The organism is Rhizobium indigoferae (assembly GCF_034554815.1).
In the GTDB taxonomy this organism is placed as follows: domain Bacteria; phylum Pseudomonadota; class Alphaproteobacteria; order Rhizobiales; family Rhizobiaceae; genus Rhizobium; species Rhizobium leguminosarum.
Map to the genome: position 1 here is coordinate 1,743,734 of NZ_CP140635.1, position 14,580 is coordinate 1,758,313.

At 61.4% G+C, this 14,580-nt stretch carries 11 protein-coding genes and 1 pseudogene; 10 read left to right on the forward strand and 2 right to left on the reverse strand.

Features of this window, described 5'->3' with window-relative positions:
* Nucleotides 1–21 precede the first annotated feature (21 nt).
* The 9 genes from U5G49_RS08990 (at nt 22) to lpxB (ending at nt 9,749) form a co-directional block, all read left to right on the forward strand.
* Nucleotides 22–765: an isoprenyl transferase gene (locus U5G49_RS08990; RefSeq protein WP_193446859.1), complete on the forward strand. Its 744-nt coding sequence runs from the start codon at nt 22–24 to the stop codon at nt 763–765.
* Nucleotides 765–1,595 (forward strand): phosphatidate cytidylyltransferase, encoded by an 831-nt coding sequence (locus U5G49_RS08995; protein WP_018445464.1) that lies wholly within the window; start codon nt 765–767, stop codon nt 1,593–1,595. Before U5G49_RS08990 ends, U5G49_RS08995 begins: the two co-directional genes overlap by 1 nt.
* A gap of 28 nt (nt 1,596–1,623) precedes the next feature.
* Nucleotides 1,624–2,757, forward strand: coding sequence for an RIP metalloprotease RseP (gene rseP / locus U5G49_RS09000; protein ID WP_018241891.1), 1,134 nt, complete (start codon nt 1,624–1,626; stop codon nt 2,755–2,757).
* Between the two features lie 199 nt (nt 2,758–2,956).
* Nucleotides 2,957–5,296 (forward strand): outer membrane protein assembly factor BamA, encoded by a 2,340-nt coding sequence (gene bamA / locus U5G49_RS09005; RefSeq protein ID WP_193446860.1) that lies wholly within the window; start codon nt 2,957–2,959, stop codon nt 5,294–5,296.
* A gap of 50 nt (nt 5,297–5,346) precedes the next feature.
* The gene (lpxD, locus tag U5G49_RS09010) at nt 5,347–6,414 is read left to right on the forward strand and encodes a UDP-3-O-(3-hydroxymyristoyl)glucosamine N-acyltransferase (RefSeq protein ID WP_193446861.1); all 1,068 of its coding nucleotides are present in this window, start codon (nt 5,347–5,349) and stop codon (nt 6,412–6,414) included.
* On the forward strand, nt 6,407–6,874 hold the full coding sequence (fabZ, locus tag U5G49_RS09015) for a 3-hydroxyacyl-ACP dehydratase FabZ (protein WP_018241894.1): 468 nt from the start codon (nt 6,407–6,409) through the stop codon (nt 6,872–6,874). Before lpxD ends, fabZ begins: the two co-directional genes overlap by 8 nt.
* Nucleotides 6,871–7,689 carry an acyl-ACP--UDP-N-acetylglucosamine O-acyltransferase gene (gene lpxA / locus U5G49_RS09020; RefSeq protein ID WP_018241895.1) on the forward strand — a complete coding sequence of 273 codons (819 nt, stop codon included), beginning with the start codon at nt 6,871–6,873 and terminating at the stop codon, nt 7,687–7,689. The genes fabZ and lpxA overlap by 4 nt, the downstream gene beginning before the upstream one ends.
* A 3-nt stretch (nt 7,690–7,692) precedes the next feature.
* Nucleotides 7,693–8,574 (forward strand): LpxI family protein, encoded by an 882-nt coding sequence (locus U5G49_RS09025; RefSeq protein ID WP_193446862.1) that lies wholly within the window; start codon nt 7,693–7,695, stop codon nt 8,572–8,574.
* On the forward strand, nt 8,571–9,749 hold the full coding sequence (gene lpxB / locus U5G49_RS09030) for a lipid-A-disaccharide synthase (protein WP_193446863.1): 1,179 nt from the start codon (nt 8,571–8,573) through the stop codon (nt 9,747–9,749). The genes U5G49_RS09025 and lpxB overlap by 4 nt, the downstream gene beginning before the upstream one ends.
* A 31-nt stretch (nt 9,750–9,780) precedes the next feature.
* Here the strand turns inward: lpxB and gltA are convergent, their stop codons facing one another.
* Entirely contained in the window at nt 9,781–11,070 is a 1,290-nt protein-coding gene (gene gltA / locus U5G49_RS09035; protein ID WP_018241898.1) for a citrate synthase, read from the reverse strand.
* 290 nt (nt 11,071–11,360) lie between these two features.
* Between gltA and U5G49_RS09040 the strand changes: the two are divergent.
* Nucleotides 11,361–13,791, forward strand: a pseudogene (locus tag U5G49_RS09040) (ComEC/Rec2 family competence protein).
* Here the strand turns inward: U5G49_RS09040 and lexA are convergent.
* Nucleotides 13,772–14,491 carry a transcriptional repressor LexA gene (gene lexA / locus U5G49_RS09045; protein WP_003539306.1) on the reverse strand — a complete coding sequence of 240 codons (720 nt, stop codon included), beginning with the start codon at nt 14,489–14,491 and terminating at the stop codon, nt 13,772–13,774. The pseudogene U5G49_RS09040 and the gene lexA overlap by 20 nt on opposite strands.
* Nucleotides 14,492–14,580: the final 89 nt, after the last annotated feature.

Genomic DNA, 14,580 nt, shown 5'->3' on the forward strand with positions numbered 1-14,580 from the left:
CCTGGAAAGACCGGACGGGAAATGTCGGAATCTATATTTGTGACTGTGCCAGAGCATGTTGCCATCATCATGGACGGCAATGGCCGTTGGGCCAAGCAGCGTGGTCTGCCGCGCACGATGGGCCATCGCAAGGGCGTCGAGGCGGTGCGCGGGACAGTACGCGCCGCCGGTGCGGCCGGCATAAAATATCTGACCCTCTTTGCCTTCTCCTCGGAGAACTGGCGCCGGCCCGAGGCCGAGGTCTCCGATCTGCTCGGCCTGCTCAAGGCTTTCATCCGGCGCGACCTCGCCGAGCTCCATCGCCAGAACGTGCGGATCAAGGTGATCGGCGACCGCCACAGCCTGCGCAGCGACATTCTCGGCCTGCTGCTGGAGGCGGAGGAGACGACCAAGGACAACACGTCACTGACGCTCGTCATCGCCTTTAACTACGGTTCGCGCGACGAGATCGCCCGCGCCGTGGTGAGCCTCGCCAGGGATGTCGAGGACGGCCGCCTGAGGGCGCAGGATATTACACCCGCGCTAATTAACGCCCGCCTCGATACCGCGGGTATCCCCGACCCGGATCTTATTATTCGCACCAGCGGCGAAGAGCGGCTTTCCAACTTCCTCCTATGGCAGGCCGCCTATTCGGAATTCATCTTCCTTCCGGAATACTGGCCGGATTTCAGCCCTGAGATCTTCCGCTCGGCGCTCGAGACATTCGCCTCTCGCGACCGGCGCTTCGGCGGCCTGTCGTCGCAGGCGGCTGCGGTCGGCACCTGATGCAGAGGGAACTGAAGCTCCGCATCGTTTCAGGATTGATTCTTGCGGCCATCGTTCTTGCCGCCACCTGGTATGGCGGCCTTGCCTTCCGTATCCTGGCGGTCGCCATTGGCCTGCTGATCTACTATGAATGGTCGAAGATCACCGGCATCGCGCGGGATTGGATCGTCAATGCCGTCGGCTGGATCGGTGAGGCGGCGGTCGCCTTCCTCGTGCTTGTCGGCAATTTCGAATTCGCGGCCGGCATGTTGGCCGGCGTCACCGCCGTCGGCATAGCCCTGGTCATCCTGCATGGTACGAGCCGCTGGTTGCCAGTGGGCCTGTTTTATGCCGGCGTCACCGGCCTGGCGCTTGCCGCGATCAGAAGCGATGACCGGCTTGGCCTTTACGCCATGCTCTTCGTTTTTGCCGTCGTCTGGGCAACCGATATCCTTGCCTATTTCGTCGGCCGGGCGCTCGGAGGACCGAAGCTTGCTCCTTCGATCTCGCCGGGAAAGACCTGGTCCGGCGCAATCGGCGGCGCCGTTTCGGCGGTCGCAGCCGGCGTCGTTCTCGTCCATTTTCTCCTTCCGGGCGCTGAAATCATCGCCGCCTTCGCAGCGCTTGTTCTCTCCATTTGCAGCCAGTCCGGCGATCTTTTCGAATCGTTCATCAAGCGGAGATTCGGCGTCAAGGATTCCAGCCGTCTCATTCCGGGCCATGGCGGCGTCATGGACCGTGTCGATGGACTGATTTTTGCCTGTTTTTCGGCGTTCTTGCTTGCAGGGCTTTTTTCCCTGATAAAGGGGACCGGAATGACGTCGCTTGGCGCGGCATTGTTCGGACTCTGACAACGCGGCAGTCTGACGGAAGGCACTCATGGAAACGCTGAGCGGCATATACGCATTTTTGATGGGGAATATCGTTACCTTCATCCTCGTGCTGTCTCTGCTCGTCTTCGTGCATGAGATGGGCCATTACCTCGTCGGGCGTTGGAGCGGCATTCGCATCCTTGCCTTTTCCGTTGGCTTCGGTCCGGAGATATTCGGCTTCACCGATCGCCACGGAACGCGTTGGAAGATCGCGGCGATCCCGCTTGGCGGCTACGTCCGGTTCTTCGGCGACGAGGATGCCTCGAGCAAGCCCGACACCGACAAGATCGCCGCCATGTCCGAGGAAGACAGGGCGCGCTCCTTTGCTGGCGCCAAGCTGTGGAAACGCGCTGCAACCGTCGCGGCTGGCCCGATCGCCAATTTTCTGCTGGCGATCGCCATCTTCACCATTCTTTTCTCGGTCTATGGCCGCACGATCGCCGATCCTGTCGTTGCCGAGGTCAAGCCTGATGGCGCCGCGGCTGCCGCTGGCGTGCTTCCAGGCGATCTATTGGTCGCCATCGATGGCGGCAAGGTCGAGACCTTCGACGACGTGCGCCGCTATGTCAGCATCCGTCCGAGCCAGAAGATCGTCGTGACCATCGAGCGTGGTGGGCAGAAGCTCGATCTGCCGATGGTGCCGCAACGCGTCGACATGACTGACCAGTTCGGCAACAAGGCTGAGGTCGGCCAGATCGGCATCGTCACCAACCAGCAGGCCGGCAATTTCCGCCTGCAGACCTATACGCCGCTGCAGGCGTTGCGTGAGGCTGTGCTCCAGACCCGGGATATCGTTACCGGCACCTTCAAATATATCGCCAACATCTTCAGCGGAACGATGCGCGCCGATCAATTGGGTGGGCCGATCCGCGTGGCGCAAGCTTCGGGCCAGATGGCGTCGCTTGGGATAGGCGCGGTGTTGCAGCTTGCGGCGGTGCTTTCTGTTTCGATAGGATTGCTTAACCTGATGCCGGTTCCGGTACTTGATGGCGGCCACCTGATGTTCTATGCGGTGGAAGCGGTGAGGGGAAAACCGCTGGGCTCTTCGGCCCAGGAAATTGCCTTTCGCATCGGCCTGGCGATGATACTGACATTGATGGTTTTCACGACCTGGAACGATATTGGCTCGTTGAGAGGGTAAACGAGCAAGGCGAGGGAAATTACTATTTATTTACGATGTTTCAAGGCTGTAGTGGCGAATGGGTCACGCTTGCAAATGAAGTAAACAGAAATTAACGACCTGCCTTGCTTGTATGTCAAAAGCGGGTAAAACGACACACGTGACCGGAATCGGGTTCTCCTGGAGCCGGGGACGAGGGAAACAAAAGGTAATGGGTGAAATGAAGGCTGGTTCAAAGTTTTTGAACGCAGTATCGGCGGTTGCGCTGTCTGCTAGTGTTGTTGCTTCGGGCGCAGGTGCTTTGACGTTCGTTTCCGCTACGGCCGCTGAGGCCGCGGTTATCCAGCGCATCGATGTGCGCGGCGCAAGCCGTGTCGGCGCGGAAGCCGTTCGGTCGAACCTCACCATCGCTCCCGGAAAGAGTTTTTCGAACAGCGATATCGATGCATCGGTCAAGCAGCTCTACGGGACGGGTTACTTCTCCGACGTCAAGATCTCGGTCTCCGGAAGCACGCTCGTCGTCAACGTTCAGGAAGCCCAGCTCGTCAATCAGGTCGTCTTCAACGGCAACCGCAAGATCAAGGACGACAAGCTCGCGACGATCGTCCAGACCCACGCTGCTGGTCCCTACAGCGACACCCAGATCCAATCCGACATTCAGTCGATCAAGGAAGCTTACGCTGCCACCGGCCGCAGCGAGGTCGAGGTCACGACGCAGGTGGTGCCGCTCGGCGAAGGCCGCGTCAACCTCGCCTTCGTCATCAACGAAGGTGATCGCACCAAGATCGATTCGATCAACTTCGTCGGCAACAATGCCTACAGCGCCGGCCGCCTGGCTGCCGTCATCAACACTAAGCGTTCGAACTTCCTGTCGTTCCTGACCCGCAAGGACGTCTATAACGAAGACAAGCTGCACGCCGACGAAGAAGCGCTGCGCCAGTTCTATTACAATCGCGGCTACGCCGACATGCGCATCGTTTCTTCCGATGCCGCCTTCGACGACGCGACCAACAAGTACACGCTCACCTTCAACATCGAGGAAGGCCAGCGTTACGACTTCGGACCAGTGACCGTCCAGTCGACCGTCGAAGGCGTCGGTTCCGACCAGCTGCAGCCGCTCGTGCGCACCCGCGAAGGCCAGGTCTACAACGCCAAGGAAGTGCAGAAGTCGATCGAGGCGATCTCCGATCAGGTGGCGTCTGCCGGTTATCCCTTTGCGCGCGTCACGCCGCGCGGTAACCGCGACCTCAACAACAACACGATCGGTGTCGAATATCTGGTCGACCAGGGCGAGCGCGCCTATGTCGAGCGCATCGAGATTCGCGGCAACAGCCGCACGCGCGACTACGTCATCCGCCGCGAATTCGACATGAGCGAAGGCGACGCCTTCAATCAGCAGATGATCACCAAGGCCAAGCGTCGCCTCGAGGCGCTCGGTTATTTCTCCTCGGTCAACATCTCCACCCAGCCGGGCAGCTCCCCTGACCGTGTCGTGGTGGTTGTCGATGTGCAGGATCAGTCGACCGGTTCGTTCGGTGTCGGCGCGGGTTATGCCGCCGGCGGCGACGGCCTGCTGCTCGAAGCATCGATCGAGGAAAAGAACTTCCTCGGCCGCGGCCAGTATATCCGCATCTCGGCCGGCGGCGGTCAGGAAGGCTCGCGCGCCTACGGCGTCAGCTTCACCGAGCCTTATTTCCTTGGCTACCGTCTGGCGGCAGGCTTCGACGTCAACCGCAGCGAAACGTCGAGCAATGACAACTACGATTACGAGGAAACCAGTGTCGTCCTGCGCGTCACCGCGCCGATTACCGAGGATCTGGCGACGACCTTCCGTTATAACTACAAGCAGATGAAGTATGATGCTGATAACGGCGATCTTTCCGATCTGTCTGCTCCGTATCAGCACCTGGTTGAGGACAGCCCGTGGACACGTTCTTCCGTCTCGCAGACGCTGACCTACAACACGCTTGACGACACGGTCCTGCCACGCGAAGGCATCTATGCGACGGCGACGCAGGAAATTGCCGGTCTCGGCGGTGACTCGCAGTTCTACAAGATCTACGGCAAGGCTCGTTACTACCGTCTGCTCGCCGACGATGCCGATATCATCGGTTCGGTCTCGGCTTCGGCGGGTTATGTCATCGGCTTTGGCGACCATCTGAACGTCTTCGACCAGTTCACGCTGACCAACGGTGACATTCGTGGCTTCGAAAACAAGGGTATCGGCCCGCGCGTTTCCGGTACCAACGACGATCCGCTGGGCGGTACGACTTATTTCACAGCATCGGCCGAAGCGACCTTCCCGATGCCCGGCTTCCCGCGTGACTTCAACCTGCGCGGCGCGGTCTTCGCCGACGCCGGCACGTTGTTCGGCAACGACGTTGACCTGAGGGGCGACGGCATCGACGGCGAAGACGCCTCCCTGCGCGCTTCCGTCGGTGTCGGTGTCGTCTGGCAGTCTCCCTTCGGTGCGTTGCGTCTGGATTACGCGATCCCGGTCCTCAAGGAAGACTTCGACAAGACGCAGAACTTCAAGTTTGGCATCAACAACCAATTCTGATATCGGCAGTCCGGAACTGTAAGACTCAATTCCGTTCTGGAGCATTGCCGATGGAGCAAAACGTTTTCTTTCTGCCCCATGAAGGTCTGAAGCTCGCTGAGCTGGCAGAGTTTCTTGGGGCGGAACTTGTTAATTCCGACCATGCCGGTGTTATCGTCAGGTCCGTTGCCCCCATCAGCCGGGCACGGGCAGGCGATGTCTGTTATATCCTGTCGCGCCGCAGCCGCGATGAGCTGGCGACATGCGAAGCCTCGGTGGTGATCTGCGACAAGGCGCTTGCTGATCTCGTACCTCAGCATATCCCGGTCATTCTGTCGTCCAATCCGCATGCGGCCTTCGCGATGGCGGGCGGCCTGCTTTATCCCGCAGCCTTGCGCCCGGTCACCTTTTCGCCAGGTGAAGGCGAGATCGCGCCAAGCGCGGCGATCGATCCGAGCGCCAAACTCGAAAAAGGTGTGATCGTCGAGCCGATGGCCGTCATCGGTGCGCATGCCGAGATCGGCGAGGGGACGCGCATTGGCGCGCAGAGCATCGTCGGTCCGGGCGTCAAGATCGGCCGGGATTGTTCGATTGCGGCCGGTGCGAGCATTCTCTGTGCACTGCTCGGCAATGGCGTCATCATCCACAACGGCGTCCGCATCGGCCAGGATGGTTTCGGCTACGCACCGGGTCCGCGCGGCATGATCAAGATCGTCCAGATCGGCCGGGTAATCATTCAGGACAATGTCGAGATCGGCGCCAACACCACGATCGACCGCGGCGCCATGGACGATACGGTGATCGGCGAGGGCACCAAGATCGACAATCAGGTCCAGATTGGCCACAACGTTCAGATCGGCCGCCATTGTGCCATCGTTGCGCAGGTCGGCATCGCCGGTAGCGCGAAAATCGGCAATGGCGTGCAGATCGGCGGCCAGGTCGGCATCAAGGGGCATGTGACGATCGGCGACGGCGTGCAGATCGCCGCCCAAAGCGGTATCATGACCGATCTTGCCGCCGGCGGACAATATGGTGGCACACCTGCGCGTCCGCTAAATGACTATCTGAGAGATGTCGCGCAAATGATGTCCAAGACGAGAGTGCGCGGGAAGAAACCTGGAGGCGAGCAAAATGACTGAGGAAGCCACGACAACGCTTTCTTCGGCTGACATCATCGAGATCATGAAACTGCTGCCGCATCGCTACCCGTTTCTCATGGTCGACAAGATCATCGAGATCGACGGCGACAACACAGCGATTGGCATCAAGAACGTCACCGTGAACGAACCGCATTTCACTGGCCACTTTCCTGAATCTCCGATCATGCCCGGCGTTCTGTTGATCGAGGGCATGGCCCAGACCGCGGGTGCGATCTGTGCCAAGAAGGATGGACAGCCCGGCAACCTCGTCTATTTCATGACCATCGAGAATGCGCGCTTCCGCAAGCCCGTCGTACCCGGCGATCGTGTTGAATTCCATGTAAAGAAGCACAAGCAGCGCGGCAATATCTGGAAATTCCATTGCGATGCCAAGGTCGACGGCGCGCTTGTCGCCGAAGCCGATATCGGCGCGATGATCGTTCGTAAGGATCAGGCATGAGCACTATCGCCGAAAGCGCCCGCATTCATCCGATGGCCGCCGTCGAAGACGGTGCTGTTATCGGTGAGGGCGTCAAGATCGGTCCCTTCTGCCATGTTGGGTCGCACGTCGTCCTGCATGCGAATGTCGAGCTTTTGTCGCATGCGGTCGTTACCGGCCGCACCGTGATCGGCAAGGGCACGCGCATCTTCCCGATGGCGGTCGTCGGCGGCGATCCGCAGAGCGTGCATCACGGCGGCGAGGAGACGACCCTGACGGTTGGCGCCAACTGCACGATCCGCGAAGGCGTGACGATGAACACCGGCACGGCCGATTTCGGCGGCCAGACGATCGTCGGCGACAACAACCTCTTCCTTGCCAATTCCCATGTCGCGCATGACTGCCGGGTCGGCAACCACGTGATCATGTCGAACAACGTCATGCTCGCCGGTCATGTCGTCATCGAGGATCGCGTCATCCTGGGTGGTGGCTCGGCCGTTCACCAGTTCACCCGCGTCGGCCGTCAGGCCTTCGTCGGCGGGCTCTCGGCAGTGAGCTACGACGTCATTCCCTACGGCATGCTGAACGGCAATCCCGGGCTGCTGAGCGGCCTCAACGTCGTCGGCATGACGCGCGCCGGCGTCGACCGCGCCGTCATTCATAGAGTGCGTCGCGCCTACAAGTCGATCTTCGAAGGAACGGGCTCGGTCCGCGAAAACGCCGCCGCCATCCGCGAAGAATATGCCGATTGCGAGCAGGTGGTCCACATCCTCGATTTCATCGCCGCTGACAGCGACCGCGCCTTGTCCTCGCCGACCCGGGGACAGAAGGGCTAGTCCGTGACTTTATCCGGCGACACCGCTGCGGGCCGGCTGGCGATCATCGCCGGCGGCGGCCTTCTGCCTTCCTATGTCGCCGAAGCCGCGCGAGCGGCGGGCGAAAATCCCGTCATCGTCGCGCTGAAGGACGAAAGCGACCGGCGCTGGGAAGGGTATGACCATGCCGTCATCGGCATCGGCGATTTTGCAGCTCTCGAGGGCCTCTTGAACCGCTACGGCATCGGCCGTGTCGTCATGTCCGGCAGCGTGCGGCGCCGTCCGGAATGGCGCGAGGTGCGCCCGACGCTGCGCACTCTGATGAAGATGCCGGCCGCGATCCGCACCTTGCTGTCCGGCGGCGACGATACGGTGCTGCAGATGGTGATCCGGCTGATCGAGGGAAACGGCCGGCGTGTCGTCGGTGCCCATGAGATCGCCCCGGACCTTCTTGCCGCCGTCGGCCCGCTCGGCACGGCGATACCGGGCGAAGAAGACCGGCGCGATATCAACCGCGCGGCGGAAGCCGCCGAAATGCTCGGCCGGCTCGATGTCGGCCAGGGCGCCGTCGCCATCGGCGGGCGTATCGTCGCGCTGGAGGGTCTTGAGGGCACGGACGAGATGCTGGAGCGTGTCGCGGGTCTCAGAGCCGCCGGGCGCATCTCGCCGCGCCGCCGCGGCGCGCTTGTCAAGCTCTGCAAGCCGCAACAGGATATCCGTGCCGACCTGCCGGCGATCGGCGTTTCCACGGTCTTGAACGCGAGGAAAGCCGGCCTTGCCGGCGTCGCCGTCGAGGCCGGCCGGTCGCTGGTGCTCGATCGCGCCGCCGTCATCAAAGCCGCCGATGAGGCCGGGGTTTTCGTCTGCGGCATCGATCGCGGCCTGCCGACATGGGGGCTCGAATGAACGGGGCGCCGCTGAAGATCGCCGTCATTGCCGGCGAGGTGTCGGGGGATCTGCTTGGAGCAGATCTCATTGCCGCCCTGAAGCGGATTCATAGCGGACCGGTGGAACTCGTCGGCGTCGGCGGCGAGGGGCTGCAGGCGGAAGGCTTGCGGTCCCTGTTCGATTTCTCCGAGCTGTCGATCATGGGCATCACCCAGGTGCTGAGCCGGCTGCCGAAGCTCTATACTTTGATCCGCCAGACGACGGCTGCCATCATTGCCGCAAAGCCCGATATTCTTCTCATTATCGACAGCCCGGATTTCACCCATCGCGTCGCCAAGCGTGTCCGCACCGCGCTGCCCGATCTGCCTGTTGTCAATTACGTCTGTCCGAGCGTTTGGGCCTGGAAGGAATATCGCGCCACGCGCATGCTCGGCTACGTCGATCATGTGCTCGCCGTCCTGCCCTTCGAGCCGGCAGTGATGCGCACGCTCGGCGGGCCTGAGACCACCTATGTCGGCCATCGCCTGACCGCCGATCCGGCGCTGCTCGAAGCGCGGCGGCTGCGCGCCGGGCGCGCACCCGTCGACGAAGCGGGTAAGACGATCCTGATGCTTCCAGGGTCAAGATCCTCCGAAATCAGCAGGCTGCTGCCGTTCTTCGAGGACGCGGCCAGGGAACTCGTCGCCCGCAACGGCCCGATGCGTTTCTTGCTGCCCACCGTGCCGCACAATGAAGCGCTGGTGAAGGGTCTCGTCGCCGGCTGGGCCACGCCGCCGGAGGTCGTGGTCGGATCCATGCAGAAGTGGAAGGCCTTTGCCGAAGCGGATGCCGCGATGGCGGCTTCCGGTACGGTAATCCTCGAACTCGGCCTTGCCGGCGTGCCGACGGTGTCCGTCTATAAGACGGATTGGATCATCAGCCTGCTGACCAAGCGCATCAAGGTATGGACGGGCGCATTGCCCAATATCATCGCCGATTATGCCGTCGTGCCGGAATATCTGAACGAGGTGGTCCGCGGCGCCAGCCTGGCGCGCTGGATGGAGCGGCTGTCGGCCGATACGCTCCAATTGAAGGCAATGAACGAGGGTTACGATCTCGTCTGGCAACGCATGCAGACCGAAAAGCCGCCCGGCGAGCACGCCGCCGAGATCCTTCTCGACGTGCTGAAAAAGAAAAAACCCGGTCGTTTCTGACCGGGTTTTCTTTTCGGTTCTTTTAAAGCGATCAGCGCTTCGAAACCGGGATGTAATCGCGCTTCGGTTCGCCGACATAGAGCTGGCGCGGACGGCCGATGCGCTGTTCCGGATCCTCGATCATCTCGTTCCACTGCGCGATCCAGCCGACGGTGCGGGCAAGCGCGAAGAGCACGGTGAACATGGTCGTGGGGAAGCCCAGCGCCTTCAGCGTGATGCCGGAATAGAAGTCGATGTTCGGATAGAGCTTCTTTTCGATGAAATATTCGTCGGTGAGCGCGATGCGCTCCAGCTCCATCGCCACTTCGAGCAACGGATCATCCTTGATGCCGAGTTCGCCGAGCACTTCATGCGTCGTCTTCTGCATGATCTTGGCGCGCGGATCGTAGTTCTTGTAGACGCGGTGACCGAAGCCCATCAGGCGGAACGGATCGTTCTTGTCCTTGGCGCGGGCGATATATTCCGGAATGTGGTCGACCGAGCCGATCTCGTTCAGCATGTTGAGCGCTGCTTCGTTGGCACCGCCATGCGCGGGGCCCCAGAGGCAGGCGATGCCGGCGGCGATGCAGGCGAACGGGTTGGCGCCCGACGAACCGGCGAGACGGACGGTCGAGGTCGAGGCGTTCTGCTCATGATCGGCATGCAGGATGAAGATGCGGTCCATGGCGCGGGCAAGCACCGGATTGACCACATATTCCTCGCAAGGCACGGCAAAACACATGCGCAGGAAGTTCGAGGCGTAGTCGAGGTCGTTCTTCGGGTAAACGAAGGGCTGGCCGATATGGTACTTGTAGGCCATGGCGGCAAGCGTCGGCATCTTGGCGATCATGCGCAGGCTGGCGACCATGCGCTGGTGCGGATCGGTGATGTCTGTGGAGTCATGGTAGAAGGCCGACAGCGCGCCGACGCAGCCGCACATGACGGCCATCGGATGCGCATCGCGGCGGAAGCCGGTGAAGAAGCGGCTCATCTGCTCGTGCACCATGGTGTGGTGCGTGACGCGATAATCGAAATCCTTCTTCTGCACGGTGGTCGGCAGTTCGCCGTAAAGCAAGAGGTAGCAGACCTCGAGAAAGTCGCCATGTTCGGCGAGCTGCTCGATCGGATAGCCGCGATGCAGCAGGACACCTTCGTCGCCGTCGATGTAGGTGATTTTCGATTCACAGGATGCAGTCGACGTGAAACCCGGATCGTAGGTGAAGGAAGCCGTGTTCTTGTAGAGGGCACCGATATCGATGACGCTCGGTCCGATCGTGCCGCTTTTAACGGCAAGGTCGACTGATTTGTCACCGATTTTTATTGTAGCGCTTTGATCCGTCATGCTGATCCTCCGAAATGGCGGTGGCGCCATAAAAGCGCCATAGGGGTTAAGCGTCCTCACCGATAGCTATATGATCGCGAGGCTAATGCCAAGTTACCGTGATGGCATTTTGTGCATTGCAGTATCACCTTTTAGGCACTGCAGCGATGAGCCGCATGCATATCGGAAGCCGATGATTCGACTGCTCTTTTGGCTCTTTCAATTTTCCCTCACTTTTCAATCGATTATTCTTGCCGGATTTGATTGGCGGTTGCATTCTGGCTGTCTGGGCGAGTGACCTTGGGCAGCACATGCAGGAGTTGACGACAGTCGAATTGCGGCCGGAAGCAGGCGCCGGCCTTGCCGACTCCGCCGGTTTTTCTCCGCCTGTCGTGGTGACGCGGCCGCCAAGGACGCAGTCGGCGACACCGTGGCGCCACCGGCTGCCGGCAGCAGCCTCGCAATCGCTGCGTGGTGGCATGCGCATGCTGGGCGAAGAGGCGGACCATGGCCGCCTGCTGCTGTTCTCACCGGTCTTCCTCGGCGCCGGCTCAGCCTTCTGGTTTCTAGCGGCATCGGACTTCCCGCTCGTTGCATCGCTGCTCTGCCTGTTGGTGCTGACCGTCGCGGTTCTCATCGCCAGCCGCAGCCCGGGCGGCATTGCGGGCAACGCTGCTGGCGCTTGCACTTGTCGCCTGCGGCGTGGTCTCGGCGCAACTCGAGAGCCGACGGGCTTCGACCGTGATCCTCGATTCATCAGTGACGACGACGGTGACCGGCCGTGTCGAGCGGCGCGAAGGCGATGGTCGCGGGCGGTGGCGCTATATTCTTGCCGTCACCGGTACTGAGGCGCCGGAGGTGAAGCGGCCGCCGGGGCGCATAACCGCGATCGCCCGCGGCGCGGACGCGCCTTTCGAGATCGGTGATATCATAACCGGCAGGGCACGGCTGACGCCGCCAGCAGGTCCAGCGCTTCCTGAGCTCAACGACTTCTCCTTCGGTGCCTATTTCGATGGCATCGGCGCCAACGGCTTCTGCTACGGTGCGCCGACAAAGGTCGATTTGCAGGCAGGTCCGCAAGCGGCCAGATCGACGACGGAAGCGCTGCTCGAAGGTCTCTACCGGCTGCGCAGCGGTATCGGCGACCGCATAAGGTCGATTCTGCCCGGCGACACCGGCGCTTTTGCCGCTGCTCTGGTGACGGACGAGCGGCGCGCCATCTCGAATGAGACGACGGAGGCGCTGCGCCAGTCCGGTCTGGCTCATATCATCGCTATCTCCGGCCTCAACATGGCGCTGTCAGCCGGCATCTTCTTCGTCGGTTTCCGCATGCTGCTCAGCCTCTTTCCCGGTGTCGCCCAAGCCTATCCGACCAAGAAGATCGCCGCTGCCGGCGCGCTCATCGCCGTCACGGCCTATTTCCTGATCTCCGGCTTTGCCGTCTCGGCCGAACGCGCCTTCATCATGATGGCGATCATGTTGATTGCCGTCTTCTTCGACCGGCCGTCGATCAGCCTGCGCAATGTCGCTCTCTCGGCGCTCGTCATTCTCGCCATTTCACCGTCCGAGGTCTTGGGTCCGAGCTTCCAGATGTCCTTTGCTGCGACATTGGCGTTGGTATCTGGCTACCAGCTGTGGAAGGACCGGCGCGTCCGCGAAAACGCTTTCCTGAAGCTGCCGGTGTTTCGGCCCGTCGTTACGGTTGCGGGTTTCTTCGGCGGCGTCTTCCTGACCTCGCTGATCGGCGGCTTTTCCACCGCGCTGTTTTCGATCGAGCATTTTCATCGCCTGACTGCCTATGGCCTGCCGGCAAACCTCGCGACGATGCCGATCATCTCCTTCATCATCATGCCGGCCGGGTTGCTGGCGATGCTGCTCATGCCTTTCGGTCTGGATGTTTTGCCTTGGAAGGTCGTCGGATTCGGCCTCGATCTGGTGATCGCGATCGCAAAGACGGTGTCCGGCTGGGGTGGCGACATCGGCATCGGCCGCTTGCCCGCTTGGTATTTCGCGATAGCCGTCGCAGGCTTTCTGCTGCTGACGCTGCTCCGCACCCGGCTGCGCCATATCGGCACGTCGATCATCGCGATCTCGACGCTCGTCCTCTTGCTTCTGCCGGTTCCCCGGCCGCCGGATCTGGCGATTTCGGAGGATGGTGGTCTCGTCGCAATCGTCGAGGCGGGGGCCATGGCTTCCAACCGTGAAAGACCGCCGGATTTCATCTTCGACCAGGCAGAGAGCGCTGGTCCTGCCGACGCATCACCCGCCGAAGATCTGGATGGTCCTGCTATCCCGCCGGAGGGAGAAGACCGCCGCGTCAGGCTTTCCCGCGATCAGCAGAACGAAGCAAGGTCGGCGATGCGGGCGGCTGCAGCTGGTGGTGAAGCAAACCGCTTTTCCTGCGTCAAGAAGGCCTGGTGCATATCAAGGCTTGGCAATGGTCACGTGGTTGCTGTCATCGACAATGCCGCCTATCTCGGTCCGGCATGCGACGCGGCCGATATCGTCGTGACGTCGGTCCGCCTGCGCTTCAACAGCTGCCGCTCAGGGGCGACGCTCTTCACCGGCGAAACGCTGCGCAGGACCGGTTCCGTCGAGTTGCGGTTCGCCGACGCCGGCCTGGAGGTCGCAACCGCATTCGATGCATTGTCGCGGCCATGGATGCTGCATCGCGCCTATGACTGGCGCAGCAACAGTTTTGCCGAATCCAGAATGCCTGATGTCAGTGATAGCGGCGAATGAGGCCGACGAGCTTGCCCTGAACCTTGACGCGGTCCGGCCCGAAAATCCGGGTCTCGTAAGCCGGGTTGGCCGCCTCCAGCGCGATCGAGGCGCCTTTGCGGCGGAAGCGTTTGAGTGTCGCTTCTTCGTCGTCGACGAGAGCAACGACGATGTCACCAGGACTTGCGGTGCTGCCGTTGCGAATAATCACGGTGTCGCCGTCGAAGATGCCGGCGTCGATCATCGAATCGCCCTTGACCTCGAGCGCATAATGTTCACCGGAACCGAGCATGTCGGCCGGAACGACGATGTCGTGGGTGTTGTTCTGGATCGCCGAGATCGGAACACCGGCGGCGATACGGCCCATGACCGGCACGGAGACCGAGTTGCCGTTGTCGGCGACGGGTTTTGCGGGAGCAGGAGTGGCGACCGGCTGCGGCTTGCCAAGGCTGCCCTCGATGACGCTGGGCGAAAAGCCGCGCCGGGGCTGAATGCTGGGGCTGTAGGCCTCCGGAAGCTTGATAACCTCTAGCGCGCGGGCGCGGTTCGGTAGGCGGCGAATGAAGCCACGTTCCTCGAGCGCCGTAATCAGCCGGTGAATCCCGGACTTGGAAGCGAGGTCCAGGGCATCCTTCATTTCGTCGAAAGATGGCGGAACGCCGGATTCCTTCATGCGCTCATGAATGAAAAGGAGAAGCTCCTGTTGTTTGCGCGTGAGCATCGACGTTGTGACCTCGTGATTGAAACAAATCCAGAACAGACACTATATGTTCCATATGTGTTCCGCAAGTAGCTAAATTTCCGTAAAAC

Coding starts and splice junctions, on each gene's coding strand:
- fabZ (WP_018241894.1), top strand. CDS start 6,407: ATGACTGAGGAAGCCACGACAACGCTTTCTTCGGCTGACATCATCGAG.
- lpxB (WP_193446863.1), top strand. CDS start 8,571: ATGAACGGGGCGCCGCTGAAGATCGCCGTCATTGCCGGCGAGGTGTCG.
- bamA (WP_193446860.1), top strand. CDS start 2,957: ATGAAGGCTGGTTCAAAGTTTTTGAACGCAGTATCGGCGGTTGCGCTG.
- rseP (WP_018241891.1), top strand. CDS start 1,624: ATGGAAACGCTGAGCGGCATATACGCATTTTTGATGGGGAATATCGTT.
- lpxA (WP_018241895.1), top strand. CDS start 6,871: ATGAGCACTATCGCCGAAAGCGCCCGCATTCATCCGATGGCCGCCGTC.
- U5G49_RS08995 (WP_018445464.1), top strand. CDS start 765: ATGCAGAGGGAACTGAAGCTCCGCATCGTTTCAGGATTGATTCTTGCG.
- gltA (WP_018241898.1), bottom strand. CDS start 11,070: ATGACGGATCAAAGCGCTACAATAAAAATCGGTGACAAATCAGTCGAC.
- lexA (WP_003539306.1), bottom strand. CDS start 14,491: ATGCTCACGCGCAAACAACAGGAGCTTCTCCTTTTCATTCATGAGCGC.
- U5G49_RS08990 (WP_193446859.1), top strand. CDS start 22: ATGTCGGAATCTATATTTGTGACTGTGCCAGAGCATGTTGCCATCATC.
- lpxD (WP_193446861.1), top strand. CDS start 5,347: ATGGAGCAAAACGTTTTCTTTCTGCCCCATGAAGGTCTGAAGCTCGCT.